The 15,633-nt window shown below is 38.9% G+C and carries 14 protein-coding genes and 1 pseudogene; 14 read left to right on the top strand and 1 reads right to left on the bottom strand.

Annotated features, from left to right (window positions below; translation table 11 throughout):
• Positions 1-21: 21 nt before the first annotated feature.
• A pseudogene (locus HMPREF2876_RS00115) lies at positions 22-618 on the bottom strand (hypothetical protein).
• Between the two features lie 165 nt (positions 619-783).
• On the opposite strand from HMPREF2876_RS00115, the gene nrdR reads away from it, so the two are divergent.
• The 14 genes from nrdR (at position 784) to HMPREF2876_RS00190 (ending at position 15,482) form a co-directional block, all read left to right on the top strand.
• Positions 784-1,257, top strand: coding sequence for a transcriptional regulator NrdR (gene nrdR, locus HMPREF2876_RS00120; RefSeq protein WP_024052506.1), 474 nt, complete (start codon positions 784-786; stop codon positions 1,255-1,257).
• The gene (locus tag HMPREF2876_RS00125) at positions 1,258-2,406 is read left to right on the top strand and encodes a Replication initiation and membrane attachment protein (RefSeq protein ID WP_024052505.1); all 1,149 of its coding nucleotides are present in this window, start codon (positions 1,258-1,260) and stop codon (positions 2,404-2,406) included.
• A complete protein-coding gene (gene dnaI, locus HMPREF2876_RS00130) occupies positions 2,407-3,306 on the top strand; it encodes a primosomal protein DnaI (RefSeq protein ID WP_024052504.1) in 900 nt (299 codons plus the stop codon).
• The gene (locus tag HMPREF2876_RS00135) at positions 3,303-4,016 is read left to right on the top strand and encodes an NADPH-dependent oxidoreductase (protein ID WP_024052503.1); all 714 of its coding nucleotides are present in this window, start codon (positions 3,303-3,305) and stop codon (positions 4,014-4,016) included. The genes dnaI and HMPREF2876_RS00135 overlap by 4 nt, the downstream gene beginning before the upstream one ends.
• A 338-nt stretch (positions 4,017-4,354) precedes the next feature.
• Positions 4,355-5,665: a ribosome biogenesis GTPase Der gene (gene der / locus HMPREF2876_RS00140; protein WP_024052502.1), complete on the top strand. Its 1,311-nt coding sequence runs from the start codon at positions 4,355-4,357 to the stop codon at positions 5,663-5,665.
• A gap of 92 nt (positions 5,666-5,757) precedes the next feature.
• Entirely contained in the window at positions 5,758-6,060 is a 303-nt protein-coding gene (locus tag HMPREF2876_RS00145) for a hypothetical protein (RefSeq protein ID WP_024052501.1), read from the top strand.
• A 114-nt stretch (positions 6,061-6,174) separates the two neighbouring features.
• The gene (locus HMPREF2876_RS00150; RefSeq protein ID WP_024052500.1) at positions 6,175-9,282 is read left to right on the top strand and encodes a pilus expression-regulating Snf2 family helicase; all 3,108 of its coding nucleotides are present in this window, start codon (positions 6,175-6,177) and stop codon (positions 9,280-9,282) included.
• 41 nt (positions 9,283-9,323) lie between these two features.
• Positions 9,324-9,962: a divisome accessory protein ZapJ gene (locus tag HMPREF2876_RS00155; protein WP_024052499.1), complete on the top strand. Its 639-nt coding sequence runs from the start codon at positions 9,324-9,326 to the stop codon at positions 9,960-9,962.
• Positions 9,963-10,042: 80 nt separating this feature from the next.
• The gene (murC, locus tag HMPREF2876_RS00160; RefSeq protein ID WP_070583884.1) at positions 10,043-11,374 is read left to right on the top strand and encodes a UDP-N-acetylmuramate--L-alanine ligase; all 1,332 of its coding nucleotides are present in this window, start codon (positions 10,043-10,045) and stop codon (positions 11,372-11,374) included.
• A complete protein-coding gene (locus tag HMPREF2876_RS00165; protein ID WP_024052497.1) occupies positions 11,364-11,888 on the top strand; it encodes a GNAT family N-acetyltransferase in 525 nt (174 codons plus the stop codon). Before murC ends, HMPREF2876_RS00165 begins: the two co-directional genes overlap by 11 nt.
• The gene (locus HMPREF2876_RS00170; protein WP_024052496.1) at positions 11,885-12,379 is read left to right on the top strand and encodes a GNAT family N-acetyltransferase; all 495 of its coding nucleotides are present in this window, start codon (positions 11,885-11,887) and stop codon (positions 12,377-12,379) included. The genes HMPREF2876_RS00165 and HMPREF2876_RS00170 overlap by 4 nt, the downstream gene beginning before the upstream one ends.
• Positions 12,380-12,493: 114 nt before the next feature.
• The gene (gene mltG / locus HMPREF2876_RS00175) at positions 12,494-14,101 is read left to right on the top strand and encodes an endolytic transglycosylase MltG (protein ID WP_042754090.1); all 1,608 of its coding nucleotides are present in this window, start codon (positions 12,494-12,496) and stop codon (positions 14,099-14,101) included.
• A 336-nt stretch (positions 14,102-14,437) separates the two neighbouring features.
• The gene (gene greA, locus HMPREF2876_RS00185) at positions 14,438-14,920 is read left to right on the top strand and encodes a transcription elongation factor GreA (protein WP_003023612.1); all 483 of its coding nucleotides are present in this window, start codon (positions 14,438-14,440) and stop codon (positions 14,918-14,920) included.
• Positions 14,921-15,017: 97 nt separating this feature from the next.
• Positions 15,018-15,482: an 8-oxo-dGTP diphosphatase gene (locus HMPREF2876_RS00190; RefSeq protein ID WP_024052494.1), complete on the top strand. Its 465-nt coding sequence runs from the start codon at positions 15,018-15,020 to the stop codon at positions 15,480-15,482.
• Positions 15,483-15,633 lie beyond the last annotated feature (151 nt).

Below are 15,633 nucleotides of genomic sequence, written 5' to 3' on the forward strand. Positions count from 1 at the left end.
GAAACTTCCTGTTTTTGATTGTTATTCTTTAGAGGTGTGGCGTTTCCCAGCGTTTATAGCATTGGCCTCAGTCGTGGAGACTACTCTGTCAAAACGTGTATTGCGTGGCATATTATCTATACTATACCAATAAACATCAGCAGTTCCGTTACGAGCTACATAAACGGTTCGTTCCTGCTGTTGAGCTTCTTGTGCTGCAGCAGCCTCTTGTTGTTGCTGCGCTTGAGCGGCAGCTGCTTCTTCTTGTTTTCGTTTTTCTTCCGCTTGTTTAGCTATTTCTTGTTCTTTTGCTGCTTTTTCTTGCTTAGCTTGTTCCGCTTCCTTTTTCTTCTCTTCCTCAGCGGCTTTCTCCTTCTTTGCCTGTTTCTCTTTTTTACCTATAGCAATATATTGCTAGTTTTCTCTTTTGTAGGAGTCAAACTCATTTTTTAATGCTTTGTAGTCTTTAGCAGCTTCTTCATTGCTTTTTGTTAATTTTCGAATCTGTGCTTTATATTCTTCCCCATTTTCGCGCTGATTTCCCATGGCAGAAAAGGAACCTAACAAAAGAATAATTAGAGCTAGAATAGCAATATTCTTTTTGTCTTTAAAAAAGGCAACAGAAAAAAATCTTTTCATCATAATTCTCCTTGAAATGATAACGTTTACAATTATTATATAAAATTTCTTGAGAGAAGTAAATAGGATAACGGATTATTATATATTTTCGTGAGGAAGTTCCTATCTTTTGTTATTTCTTAAAACATGGTATAATGAAGTATTAAGAATTCAGGAGGGAAGCAGATGCGTTGTCCTAAGTGTGGTGGTAATAAATCAAGTGTTATTGACAGTCGGCAAGCAGAAGATGGCAACACAATCCGTCGTCGGCGTGAGTGTGATGAATGTCAGTATCGCTTTACGACTTATGAACGTGTAGAAGAACGGACGCTCGTTGTCGTTAAAAAGGATGGCACGCGGGAACAATTTTCAAGAGATAAGATCTTTAATGGAATCATTCGCTCGGCGCAAAAACGTCCTGTTTCTAGTGATGAGATTGAAGCAATTGTTAGCCGAATTGAGCAAAAAGTGCGCAGCAGTAATGAAAACGAAATCGCAAGTGAATTTATCGGAAGCTTGGTTATGGAAGAGTTGGCGGATTTAGATGAAATTACTTATGTTCGTTTTGCTAGTGTTTATCGTAGCTTTAAAGATGTGAGCGAGCTGGAAAACCTCTTGAAACAGATTACAAAAACAGCTAAAAAGAAAAAGGAACAATAAATGAAACCGAATGATCAATTTTCTTTTGTGAAGAATAATCTGATTAGTCAGGATAGCACCAATTTGATTCGTCTGTATTTGCCAATTCTAGGGCTTGATGCGACTTCTATCTATCAATATTTTCTTGCTTTTTGGGACGATGGAAAATCATCTTATACTTTTGGGCACATTTTGAATCATCTCAATCTGGGGATGAATGCCTTGCAAAAAAGTTTAGAAATGTTGTCTGCTATGCAGTTAGTAGAGCTTTATCATACGGAGAATCATTTTCAGGTCTATTTGCAGCCCACATTAGCGTCTGGTGAATTTTTAAGCAATCCTGTTTATAGACGCCTGCTAGAAAAGAAGATTGGTGAAGCTGCAGTAGAAGCTTTGTTGCCTAGTCACCCAAGTGGTGAGAAGCAAGATGTGAAGCTGTCAGAGATTTTTCAAGTGGAAGATGCAAAGGTAGAGCCGCAATCAAAACAGAATCATTTTGACTTGGATTACTTTAAACAATTGATGGCGCGAGAAAACTTGCGTTTTGAAAACGAAAAAGAAGATTTGCTGGTACTCTTTGCTATTTCAGAGCAACAAAATTGGACTTGGTATGAGACCTATTTGTTGGCTAAGGAAACGGCTGTCGGTCATGTGATTTCAACCAAGCGAATGAAGCAAAAATTAAATCAAAAGCCTGCTGCAAGTGGATTTTCTAATACTGAACAAACGATTATTCGAGAGGCTAAGAGTAAGTCAGCCATGCAGTTTTTGGCAGAAATCAAAAAAACAAAGCATGCGACAATCACACGAGGAGAACGTCAGTGTTTGCAAGAATTGGCAAATTTGGGACTGTTAGATGAAGTTATCAATGTGATTTTGCTGTTGACTTTTAACAAAGTAGATTCAGCTAATCTCAATGAAAAATACGCTTTGAAAGTGGCAAATGACTTTTCATATCAGGAAGTGGCATCGGCAGAAGAAGCAGTTTTGCGGATTCGTGAGCGAAATCAACAACCAAGCAAAAAAGCAAATCAAACGGCTACTTCAAAGAACAATGTTCCCGACTGGAGCAATCCTGACTATAAGAATGAAACAAGTGCTGAAAAGCGGGCTGAGCTAGAGGAGCAAAAGAGAAAACTTTTAGCGAAATTAGACCAAGGAGGTGACTAGATGGAGAGTGTCGGACAAACGATGGCGCATAGGAACCAAGCTCGTCAATTTGACTATGAAGAGTTGGTGAAACAAATCGTTACCGATCCAGATGTGGCGGCTTTTATCCAGTCTGAGCGATTGACACCTGCTGAAATCAAACGAAGCATTTCTAAGTTTAATCAGTATATTTCTGAGCGAAACCGTTTCTTGCTAGGTGATAAAGCGTATATTGCCAAAGGCTATAAGCCGATATTGGTGAAGAATGAGGGGTATGCAGATGTTTCTTATGAAGAAACTCCCGAACTAGTCGAAGCGCAGAAACAAGCAACTATCAATGCACGGTTAAATTTAATTAGTCTTCCGGCTAGTCTCAAGGAAGCTAGTTTGGCAAAAGTGGATTTGGACGATGTTGGTCGTTATAAGGCTTTTGAGTTGCTGACGAATTTTGTGGCAGATTATCCAAACTACAAAAAAGCGATTTACCTTTATGGTGATTTTGGCGTGGGAAAAAGTTACATGATGGCAGCCTTAGCACATGATTTGTCGGAAAAACGTAGTGTTTCCACGACCTTGCTTCATTATCCTAGTTTTGTTTTGGATGTAAAGAATGCTATTTCTTCTGGTCTGGTTAAGGAAAAGATTGATGAAGTAAAAGTAGCGCAAGTCTTGATTTTGGATGATATCGGTGCGGAGCAATCAAGTCCGTGGATGCGAGATGAGATTTTGCAGGTTATTTTACAGCACCGGATGCAGGAAAATTTGCCAACTTTCTTTACATCGAATTTTAATTTTGCGGATTTGGGACGGCATTTTGCGACATCCAAAAACGGAGATGAAACTTGGCAGGCTCGTCGGGTCATGGAAAGAATAAAATTCTTAGCAGAGGAAGTTCGTCTGGAAGGAGAAAATCGCCGATGAATGAAACGATTGATTTGATGAAAAAGCATACTTCTGTTCGTCGTTTTACAGATGAGCAGATTTCAGATGAGGATTTGAAGGTGATTATTGATGCTGGTCGAGCAGCCTCTAGCTGGAAGAATTTCCAATCTTATTCGATTATTGTTGTTCGCAATCAAGAAAAGAAAGCAGCCTTGTTTGATTTGGTGCCTCAGGAGGCTATTCGTCAGTCATCTGTTTTTCTTCTTTTTATCGGAGACCTCAATCGAGCTGAGAAAGGTGTGCGACTTCATACGGATACCTTTTACTCACAAGGAGTGGAGAATCTTCTGATTAGTTCTGTTGACGCTAGTCTGGCCGCGCAGAATACTCTTTTGGCGGCTGAAAGTCTGGGATATGGCGGGGTCATCATTGGCTTGATTCGCTATGCTTCTAGGGAAATAGCAGAGCTGTTTAACTTACCAGATTATACGTATCCTATTTTTGGAATGGCTTTGGGAAAGCCGGATCAGCACCATGCTGTTAAACCACGTTTGCCGTATGAAACAGTCGTTTTTGAAGAAAACTATCAAGAACAGGACACATCTGTTATTCAGAACTATGATCAGATTCAAGCAGACTATGCTGGAGATCGAGCAACTGATACATGGAGCGAGCGACTAGCGAAGCAATTTGCTCAAAAGCCCAATCTTGCTAGTCAAAATCTATTACAAGACAAGAAATTATTGTAAAATAAAGAGAGTGAGACAAAATCGGTCATTTCGAAACAATTCGATTTTGTTGGCTTGCCCGCACAGCTCGAAAGGTTTGGGAAACCTTCCGAGGTTGGAAATAAACTCAAGTAAAACTTGACGTCAAAAGGGATATAAAAGCTGATTTATCAGCGCATTAGACCCCACTTAGCAGTGTTTGATTGGCACTAATTGCCTAGTCAATTGTACATGGGAAATTCTAAATTGCCTAAAGTCAATAGAGTTTCTCCAAACCGCTGCGCCCTGTAATTATAACTACATAAACAAGCGAAGCTGAGCATTGTGTCCCAGCTTCTTAGAACAGAAAGAGGAACACTATGGCTTTACCAACTATTGCCATTGTCGGCCGTCCTAATGTCGGCAAATCAACACTTTTTAACCGAATTGCCGGGGAGCGGATTTCGATTGTTGAGGATGTTGAAGGAGTGACCAGAGACCGTATTTATGCAACGGCTGAGTGGCTGAATCGCAAGTTTAGCATGATTGATACAGGCGGGATTGATGATGTAGATGCGCCTTTTATGGAGCAAATCAAGCACCAAGCAGAGATTGCTATGGAGGAAGCGGATGTCATCGTTTTTGTGGTGTCTGGAAAAGAAGGTATTACAGATGCGGATGAATATGTGGCTCGTATGCTCTACAAGACCCACAAGCCGATTATTCTAGCGGTTAATAAAGTAGATAACCCAGAGATGCGTAGTGAAATTTTTGATTTTTATGCGCTTGGTTTGGGTGACCCTTATCCCATTTCTTCCGTTCATGGGATTGGAACGGGGGATATTTTAGATGCCATTGTTGAAAATCTTCCCAATGAAGAAGCCGTTGAAAATCCAGACATGATTAAATTCAGCCTCATCGGTCGTCCCAATGTCGGCAAGTCTAGCTTAATCAATGCGATTTTAGGAGAAGACCGTGTGATTGCTAGTCCTGTGGCTGGAACTACTCGTGATGCGATTGACACGGTCTTTATGGACAATGAGGGACAAGAATTTACCATGATTGATACAGCAGGTATGCGCAAGTCAGGCAAGGTCTATGAAAATACAGAGAAGTATTCTGTTATGCGAGCTATGCGAGCGATTGACCGATCTGATGTGGTGCTTATGGTGCTCAATGCTGAAGAGGGCATTCGCGAGTATGATAAGCGGATTGCTGGTTTTGCTCATGAAGCAGGTAAAGGAATTGTTATCGTTGTTAACAAGTGGGATACGCTGGAAAAAGATAACAAGACCATGCAAAATTGGGAAGCCGATATTCGCGACCAATTTCAGTATCTCTCTTATGCACCGATTGTCTTTGTATCAGCTCTGACTAAGCAACGTTTGCATCAATTGCCAGGCATGATTAAGAGAATTAGTCAAAGTCAAAATACTCGCATTCCGTCAGCTGTTCTCAACGACGTCATCATGGATGCCATTGCGATTAATCCGACACCGACCGACAAAGGCAAACGGCTGAAAATCTTCTATGCGACACAAGTCGCAACTAAACCGCCAACCTTTGTTATTTTCGTCAATGAAGAAGAACTCATGCACTTTTCTTATATGCGCTTCCTAGAAAATCAAATCCGCAAAGCTTTCGTATTTGAAGGGACACCAATTCATCTCATTGCCAGAAAGCGGAAGTAGGGCGGAACTAACTAAACAAGGCTGAACATAAAAATAGTAGAAGTGGTACAGTACAAGATAACTAGTCTAACGTACCTATGTGAAAAAGAAATATGAATTGGATAAATATTGCTAAAGTGGTGCTCATTGGAATTGCAAGTGCAGCTTATGTGAATATTCACTATGATGACAGAAAGTACAAACCGTTTGGTTTTCGCTATTGGTTATCACTTTTTAGTCTGATCGTTGTAGGAATTGCACATCTTTTCTTGGCTGCTATAACATTGGGAGCCATTTGGTTGATGATAACAAAATTCTCTACTTTTACTGGGAATTTGGCTCTTTTTAGTATTCTTAGTAATAGGCAATACAATATTGCTAGTCGGTTTTATGAAAGTGTTGATTGCACGCACTAAATGCTATAAAAAGCTCAACGAGGACATTTTCTAAAAGAAAGCGAGGAGAACCTTGCTTTTTTTCTTTATGCTGAAAATATGGTATAATTAATAGATAAAATAAAGGTGGTACTTATGGCAAAATTGATTCCTGGGAAGATTCGGACGGAAGGAATAGCCCTTTACGAAGCAGGGGAAATTGAAATTCTCAAAGTGAAAGATCAGATGATTTACAGCCGAGTTGAAAATCACAATCTGCGATATAGTTTGGATGACGAAGCCATTTTTTGCGCCTGTGATTTTTTTCAAAAAAAGAAATACTGTGCTCATCTAGCAGGCTTAGAATATTTTCTTAAAAATGACCCTGAAGGAAAAGTCGTTTTGACCAATCTTGAAGAGGAGCAAACAACTTCAGAGGAAACTCAAACGAAAGTCTCTTTTGGCAGTCTCTTCTTGGATAAAATCCTTTTGACAAAAGATGTAGCCGTTCGCTATGAACTGGCTGCTGTTGGGCAAGAAGATGATTATACAGGACAATTTTTGTGGACCTTGCGCATCAGTCGTTTACCAGATGAGCGCTCCTATGTTATCCGAGATATTCGTGCTTTTTTAAAGATTATTGAAAAAGGCGATTATTATCAAATCGGCAAGCACTATTATGAAAAAATGCAATTGGCTGCTTTCGATGAAGCTAGTCAAGAGGTGATCCAGTTTTTACGAGGACTTGTTTCTTATCAGCAGGATCAAGATGCTTCTTTTATCTTTCCAAATGCTGCTAGACATCTTTATTTTCCGTCTAGTCTGTTTGAAGAAGGCGTAAATCGACTCATGAATTTGCCGCATTTTCGCTTGGAATACAGTCTTTATGACTATGACAAAGTCTTTTTTCAAGATTTGCATGCTGAAGTAGGCATCTATGATTTTACAGTAGAGGAAAATTCGGATTATTTTGAGCTCACCATTACAGAACAAAATTATAAAATTCTATACGGTGGTGACTTTATTTTTTATGGGGATCATTTCTATCAACTGACAGAGCAGCAAAAGCGGATGATTCAGGTGATTCGAGAATTGCCTGTGGACACGGACCGCAAAAAACGGCTTCAATTTGATACAAGCGACCAAGCAAAACTAGCTTCAGGACTATTAGAATTTGGTAAAATTGGCTCTATTCATGAACCAGAAAGTTTGGTGATTCATACGTTTACTCCGCTGTTTGATTTCGAGTTATTGGATACTCAGGAAATTCGTCTCAAAATCCAGTTTGATTATGGAAATCATGTTGTGGATACTCGTTTTAAGTTGGAAGAACTGCCATTTGCTAGCGATTTCCAGTTAGAACAAAAGGTTTTTCAACAAGCTCTGTCTGCTGGTTTTGAAGCAGATTTTACAAGCACTCGTCCTCCATTGCAACCACAAGAGATTTATTCATTTTTTACGTCCATTCTCCCTCGTTTTAGGCGCTTGGGAAAGGTATTAGCAGAAAGCCTGACAGCCTTGTACCAAGTGGAAAGACCAGCAGTTTCTGTTCAGACAAATGGTGGCTTGTTGGATATCGGGTTTGACTTTACAAGTATTGACCAAACAGAAGTAGACGATGCGTTAGAAGCTCTTTTTTCGGCTAATGATTATTTCATCAGTCGCTCTGGCAAGGTGCTCGTTTTTGATGAAGAAACAAAAAGAGTCAGCAAAACCTTACAGGATTTACGAGCTAAAAAAGGAAAAGACGGTATTTTCCAAACGCAGCGGATTGCTGCTTATCAGCTATCTGAATTATTTAAAGATCAAGAAAAAGTGAGCTTTTCAGAGGAGTTTCACCATTTAGCCTTTGATTTGACGCATCCAGAGGAATTTGCGCTACCGACATTAAAAGTGGAAGCAACTTTGCGTGATTACCAAGAAACGGGTGTCAAATGGATGTCTATGCTTCACCATTATGGATTTGGCGGTATTTTGGCAGATGATATGGGGTTGGGAAAAACCCTTCAAACTATTGCCTTTTTAAGTAGTCAGCTAAAAAAAGAGACCAACGTTTTGATTTTGGCTCCGTCTAGTTTAATTTACAATTGGCTGGATGAGTTTGCAAAATTTGCACCAGAAATGGATGTAGCGGTCATTTATGGATTAAAGCCAGTCAGAGATAACTTGATTGCAGAAGGTCATCAGGTGATGATTACAAGCTATGCTTCTTTCCGTCAAGATGTTGAAGGGTATAGTCAATTGAACTTCGATTATCTCTTTTTAGATGAAGCGCAGGTCATGAAAAATGCACAGACCAAGATTGCTCATCATCTACGAAATTTTGAGGTAAAAAATACCTTTGCTCTTTCTGGAACACCGATTGAAAATAACCTCGGCGAATTATGGTCTATTTTTCAAATTGTTTTGCCAGGATTATTACCTAGCAAAAAGAACTTTTTGAAACTGCCTGCAGAAACTGTTGCTCGTTTTATCAAACCATTTGTCATGCGGCGGAAGAAAGAAGATGTCTTGCAAGAATTGCCAGAACTCATCGAAGTTTCTTATCGCAATGAGCTTGCAGATAGTCAAAAGGCTATCTACCTAGCGCAACTAAAACAAATGCAGGAGCGTGTGCTTACTTCTACAGATGAAGAACTTAATCGCAGCAAAATGGAAATCTTATCTGGCTTGATGCGATTACGTCAAATCTGCGATACTCCTGCGCTCTTTATGGATGACTATCATGGAGAGAGTGGCAAACTAGAAAGCCTGTTAGAACTATTAGAGCAGATTCAGACAGGAAGCCACCGTATGTTAATCTTTTCTCAATTCCGAGGAATGCTAGACATTATCGAAAAAGAATTGAAAAAGATGAAAATGGAGACATTTAAAATTACAGGTTCCACCCCAGCAAAAGATCGTCAAGAGATGACAAATTCTTTTAATAATGGGGAAGGAGACGCCTTTTTAATCTCTTTAAAAGCTGGTGGTGTTGGCTTGAATCTAACTGGTGCTGATACTGTTATCTTAGTAGACCTTTGGTGGAACCCAGCAGTAGAGTCTCAGGCAATTGGTCGAGCTCACCGTATGGGTCAAGAAAGAAATGTAGAAGTATATCGATTGATTACGCGAGGAACGATTGAAGAAAAAATTCAAGAGTTGCAGGAAAGCAAGCGTCATCTCGTATCAACTATCCTAGATGGAACAGAACCCCGTAGCAGCCTAACCGTTGCTGAAATACGAGAAATTCTAGGAATTTCTACAGAAACACTTGAAAAATAGCACCAATAGGTTATAATGAAGTGTTGAAAGGAAATGTGCTAATGAAAGAAAAACCTTTTCCATTGATTTCTGATGATGAAATCTTGTTATCAGAAATGCCGCGTATGAACCTTTACGATGAAAGCGATCTTATCAGTAATATTAATGGTGACTATGTTGATAAAAATTATTTAGAATGGGAACCAATTGTAAAGAAAATTGCAGACAGTCAAGTAAAAGAAGGACAGGCAAAGTTTTATCAAGCGACTTCAGCTGTTCAATCTGTCAAAGCCAAAAAATCTACTTCAAAAAGTTATGCAGAATTGGCTAGAGAAGAAGCCAGAGCGGATTTGAAAAAGAAACGTTCGGCAGCTTATTTGACATCGGATTTTACTGCTAAAAAGCGTTCTTATCCTACCGTTACGAATGGTAACACAGCTATTTCACATAAACCAACAGCATTTTTCCAAAAGGAAAATGGTAGTAGGTTATCAAAATATAGTCGAAATTTAAAGCAGGATCATTATATTTTAGCAGATATCAAAGTAAATACCTCTTTGCCGAAGGAATCACCCAAAAAATCTAAAAATAATTATGACTTTTTAAAAACAAGTCAAATTTATAACAAAAAAGAATTACAAAATCAAAGAGAGCGTCGGATAGCGCAAGAGCTAAATTTAACACGGCTGGAAGGAAAATAATCGAACGTTGACAAGAGCAATTATTTTTGTGTGAACTTGGTTTCACTAAATTTAACGCTCTTAGTATTTAAGGAGAAATTATGACAAAAACCTATCATTTTATCGGGATTAAGGGCTCTGGAATGAGTGCCTTAGCATTGATGCTGCATCAAATGGGACATCAAGTTCAAGGAAGCGATGTTGAAAAATACTATTTCACTCAACGTGGCTTAGAACAAGCAGGAATTAAAATCTTGCCTTTTGACGAAAAAAATCTTCAAGCAGATGTAGAAGTTATTGCAGGAAATGCTTTCCGTCCGGATAATAATCTTGAAATTGCTTATGCCGATGCAAATGGTATTTCTTATAAGCGTTACCATGAATTTCTTGGAATCTTTATGCGTAATTTTGTCAGCATGGGAGTGGCAGGTGTACACGGAAAGACATCAACGACGGGTATGTTGGCACACGTTTGGTCAAACATTACGGATACCAGTTATCTGATTGGTGACGGGACGGGGCGCGGCTCTGCAAATGCGAAATACTTTGTATTTGAAGCAGATGAATACGAACGTCATTTTATGCCTTATCATCCTGAATATTCAATTATCACGAATATTGACTTCGACCACCCAGATTATTTCACCAGCTTAGAAGATGTTTTCAATGCTTTTAATGATTATGCTAAACAGGTTAGCAAAGGGTTATTTGTTTACGGTGAAGACAAAGAATTGCGCCGAGTCACAGCTAACGCTCCTATTTATTACTATGGCTTTAAGGAAGGTAATGACTTTATCGCTCATGACTTACTCCGTTCTACGACAGGCTCTAGCTTTAAAGTCTCTTTCCGTGGGCAAGAATTAGGAGAATTCAAGATTCCTAGCTTTGGTCGCCACAATATTATGAATGCAACAGCTGTTATTGGTTTATTGTACACAGCTGGATTTGACTTAAATTTAGTTCGGGAGCATTTAGTCACTTTTGGTGGTGTGAAACGTCGTTTTACTGAAAAAGTGGTTAATGGGACAACAATTATTGATGATTTTGCGCATCATCCAACTGAAATTATTGCGACTTTGGACGCAGCTCGCCAGAAATATCCAAGTAAAGAAATTGTTGCGATTTTCCAACCACATACTTTTACCAGAACCATTGCGCTTTTGGACGAATTTGCCGAAGCTTTGAATCAAGCCGATGCCGTTTATTTGGCGCAAATCTATGGCTCTGCGCGTGAAGTGGACCACGGAGATGTCAAAGTAGAAGATTTAGCTGAAAAAATTATCAAAAAGGCAGAAATTATTACTGTTGACAATGTTTCACCATTGTTAGAACACCCAAATGCTGTTTATGTTTTCATGGGAGCTGGGGATATTCAAACCTATGAATATTCTTTTGAACGTTTGCTATCCAATTTGACAAGCAATGTCCAGTAATCTAATACCACAAGTCACCCTTCGAGAAGCTTCTTTGGAAGATTGGAAGGCAATCGTTGCGATTGAGGAGGCGAATTTTTCCACAGAAGCAGCTGGTGCAGAAACAATTCAAAAATGGATTGAACAGGGGCAAACGAACTTTTTAATAGCGGAATTAAATGAGAAAATAGCTGGCTACCTTGTAGGGGCAGCCGTTTTTTCACGTCATTTGACAAAGGAAATGATAGACAATTCGTCAAAGTGGCAGCAAGATTCTGATTTTATGACGATTCAGCGCTTATCCATTCATCCAGATTTTAAAGAGCAGGGACTGGGAACTTTGCTTTTAGCTGCTTGCAAAGAAATAGCTGTTGCACAAAATCAAAAAGGTCTTCAGTTGGTTTGTTCAGATGAGTTGATTTCTTACTACGAAATGAATGCTTTCATAAACGAAGGAATTTCTGAAAGGGGAGATAGCCATGCTATTTTACATGAATTCGTTTGGGATAATCCATATTTTAAGGAGGGAAAATGAAGATTAGACAGGCAAATTTAGCAGATTTGGATGCTATTACGACTATTGAATGGGAAAACTTTGGACCAGAAGAAGCTCTGAGTCGAGAGATTTTGGAAGCCCATATCCAAAAATTAACAACCAGTTTCTTAGTAGCTGAACGAGACGGTCAGATTTTAGGCTACCTTGAAGGGCCTGTTCGTCCAGAACGCCATTTAGTAGATCAATCCTTTACTTCTGAGGTAGAAGATTATAGTCATTTGACAGACCATTATATTTCGTTGACCAGTTTATCTATTGCTAAAAATGCTCAAAATATGGGGTTAGGTAGAAGTTTGTTGAATGCAATGAAGGATATTGCTGTTCGCGACCAGCGTTTGGGAATCAACTTAACTTGTCATGATTATTTGGTCACTTACTATGAAAAACATGGTTTTATCAACGAGGGCGTATCCCAATCTACCTATGCAGGTGAAGTTTGGTATGATATGCTTTGGAAAACTCCCAAATAGTGGAGAAAAGAATTGATTATTCTGTAGAATGCTTGAAAGAAAGGCATTCTCTTATTGCTTTTCTTTACTTTTTAAGATATAATGGTAGGGATATTGAACAAGGAGGTCAACTATTTGGCTGAAGATTCGCAAGAAAAAGAAGGGCTGAGTTTTAAAGAGCAGATTCTGTACGACTTGGCTAAAGAAAAGGGAACTGAACAACCAAAACTTGTAGAAGAATCTAATGACTTGCAGGAAAAGTTAGGTTTGGGTCAATCTGCGCTTCCTTCTGCACAGGAAGAAGAGAAAGCAACCGCTTCTGAAACGGATATACCAAAAGTTCAAAAAGAAGAGAGTGGCGAGCCAGAGCCTGCTCCTTTAGAAAGTCCCCTTCCAACCGTTGAACAAATAGAAGCCGAAGCGGCAGCTAGGGAAGAAGAAAAAGAGTTTAATACTCATACGACGAAAGTCCCTGTTTCTTACCCAACCAATCAGGCTGTTGAAGAAACCAAGGTTCCAAAAGAATTAGTTCAACCTGCAGTTTACGGAACGGAGCAAGACACAAAGAAACTTTCTCGTTCAAATAGGACTGCTCAAACGATTAACACGAAGAAGCGTCAAAACAAAATCGCCGGAAAAATCGTCAAAACGGTCTTAATTTTGCTGCTTTTAGGGATTGGTTTAACTGGTTTCTTTGCTTATCGCTATGTTACATCAGCTTTACAACCAGTTGATGCGAAAAATACAAAGTATGTGACGGTTAAGATTCCGACTGGATCGAGCACCAAAGCAATTGGAACGGTCTTGGAAAAAGCTGGTTTGATCAAAAATGCTCAGATTTTTAGCTATTATGCTAAGTTTAAAAACTATGCAGATTTCCAATCGGGTTATTACAATCTGCAAAAGAGCATGAGTTTGGATACGATTGCTAAAAAGCTACAGCAAGGTGGAACGGACACTCCGCAGGATCCCTCAATGGAAAAATTGACCATTCCAGAAGGATATACGATTGACCAAATTGCAAAAACGATTGCGAAGTTGAAGAAAAATAAATTGTCTTCGGATACGTTTTTAAAGAAAGTGCAAGATGATAATTTTATCACTCAGGAAGCTACAAAATATCCAAACTTATTAGGCAATTTAGCTAAAAAAGAGAGCGGTGTTAAGTATCGCTTAGAAGGCTATCTTTTCCCTGCTACTTACAATGTGACCGACAGCATAACTGCTGAAACGCTCATTGACCAAATGTTAGCAGCAATGGATAAAACCATGTCGCAATATTATGATGTTTTAGCCTCAAAGAACTTGACTGTGCACGATGTTTTGACAATTGCGTCCTTGGTTGAAAAAGAAGGTTCAACAGATCAAGACCGAAAAAACATCGCAAGTGTCTTTTACAATCGTTTAAATCAAAACATGCCTTTGCAAAGCAATATTGCAATTTTGTATGCTCAAGGAAAGCTTGGTCAAAAGACAACCTTAGCAGAAGACGCTGCGATTGATACTAATATTGATTCGCCTTACAATGTTTATAAAAATACCGGTTTAATGCCTGGTCCTGTAGACAATCCTAGTTTTTCTGCTATTGAAGCGACTGTTAATCCAGCCAAAACGGATTATCTTTACTTCGTAGCCAATACAGAAACAGGAAATGTTTATTTCGCAAATACCTATGAAGAACATGAAAAAAATGTTCAAGAACATGTTAATAGTAAATTGACACAATCAAGTAGTTCAAATTAAAAAAGCGGGACAAAATTGTAACTTTTAAAACTTGATTTTGTTCTACTTCTGAGCAATGATGTATAAGTCTAAAAAGATTGCTACAAGTGTATTTTAGACTAGATGAAGAATGCGCCTTGCAAAGCAAGCGAATATTAAAAAGAAGCTGGGACGAAAGTTTCCAGCTTCAAAGTATAAAGTATATAGTTATAATAAACCAACGACGCAGCTACTGATTGCTCAACAGTCTCCCAGACTGTTGAGCAATCCTGCGAGGGTGAGACTAGGAACTAAAATTTTCAAGATAAGTTCTGTCCCACTCCCTCTTTATTTTAAAAATAGAAAGAAGAAAAAATAATGGCAGAAAAAACTTATCCCATGACCCTTGAAGAAAAGGAAAAACTTGAAAAAGAATTAGAAGAACTTAAATTAGTTCGCCGTCCAGAAGTGGTAGAACGTATTAAAATTGCTCGTTCTTATGGTGACTTATCAGAAAACAGTGAGTATGAAGCAGCCAAAGATGAACAGGCTTTTGTTGAAGGACAAATCTCAAGTCTGGAAACCAAGATTCGCTATGCTGAAATTGTAGATAGTGATGCAGTAGCACAAGATGAAGTTGCTATTGGTAAGACCGTTACGATTCAAGAAGTTGGTGAAACGGATGAAGAAGTCTATATGATTGTGGGTGCAGCAGGAGCAGATGCTTTTGCTGGAAAGGTTTCTAATGAAAGTCCTATTGGACAAGCTCTAATTGGCAAGAAAACAGGCGATACTGCTACAGTTGAAACACCTGTGGGCAGTTATGATGTAAAAATCCTAAAAGTCGAAAAAACAGCTTAAAAAATAAAGGATTGGGATAGGTTGATGGCTGCGATAGCAACTATGAAACCTGTCCCAAATTCTTATCTATTTGATACAAAGTTTAGAGGAGAAAAATATGTCCCGTAAATCTCAAGTAATTTTAACCAATATGTGTCTGATTGAAGATAATCAAAATCGCATTGTCATGCAGATTCGTGACCCCAAGATGTATTCTTGGTCAGGAGCAGCTTTACCTGGTGGACATATAGAAGAAAAGGAGAGCCTCCACCAAGCAGTTGTGCGTGAAATTTATGAAGAAACGGGACTAACAATCCATCATCCTAAACTGGTTGGTATGAAACATTGGTACACAGCAGAAGGCATTCGTTATCTGGTCTTTCTTTATCGTACAAATGAATTTTCAGGACATCTCCGCTCATCAGAAGAAGGTGAAGTTAGGTGGGTGGCACGTGAAGAGTTGGACACTCTCGAATTGGCTTATGATTTAAAAAATTTGCTACGTATTTTTGATGACAAATCGTTGTCAGAATTGTTTTATAGTGAACGCTTAGAAAATGATTTTGTTCGCGAATTTTGGTAATTTTATGTTTAAATGAGGGCATTCTATTTATTCAGGTGGAGGATTGGATAGGTAGGGTGCTATTTCATAATAGTAAGATGCTTTTCTGATTGAATGGCAAGCAAAAAGCTGGAATGATGAACTGCACCCCAAAAGTTAGACAAGAAAACTC

It is taken from the genome of Streptococcus sp. HMSC073A12, assembly GCF_001812815.1.
GTDB lineage: Bacteria > Bacillota > Bacilli > Lactobacillales > Streptococcaceae > Streptococcus > Streptococcus vaginalis.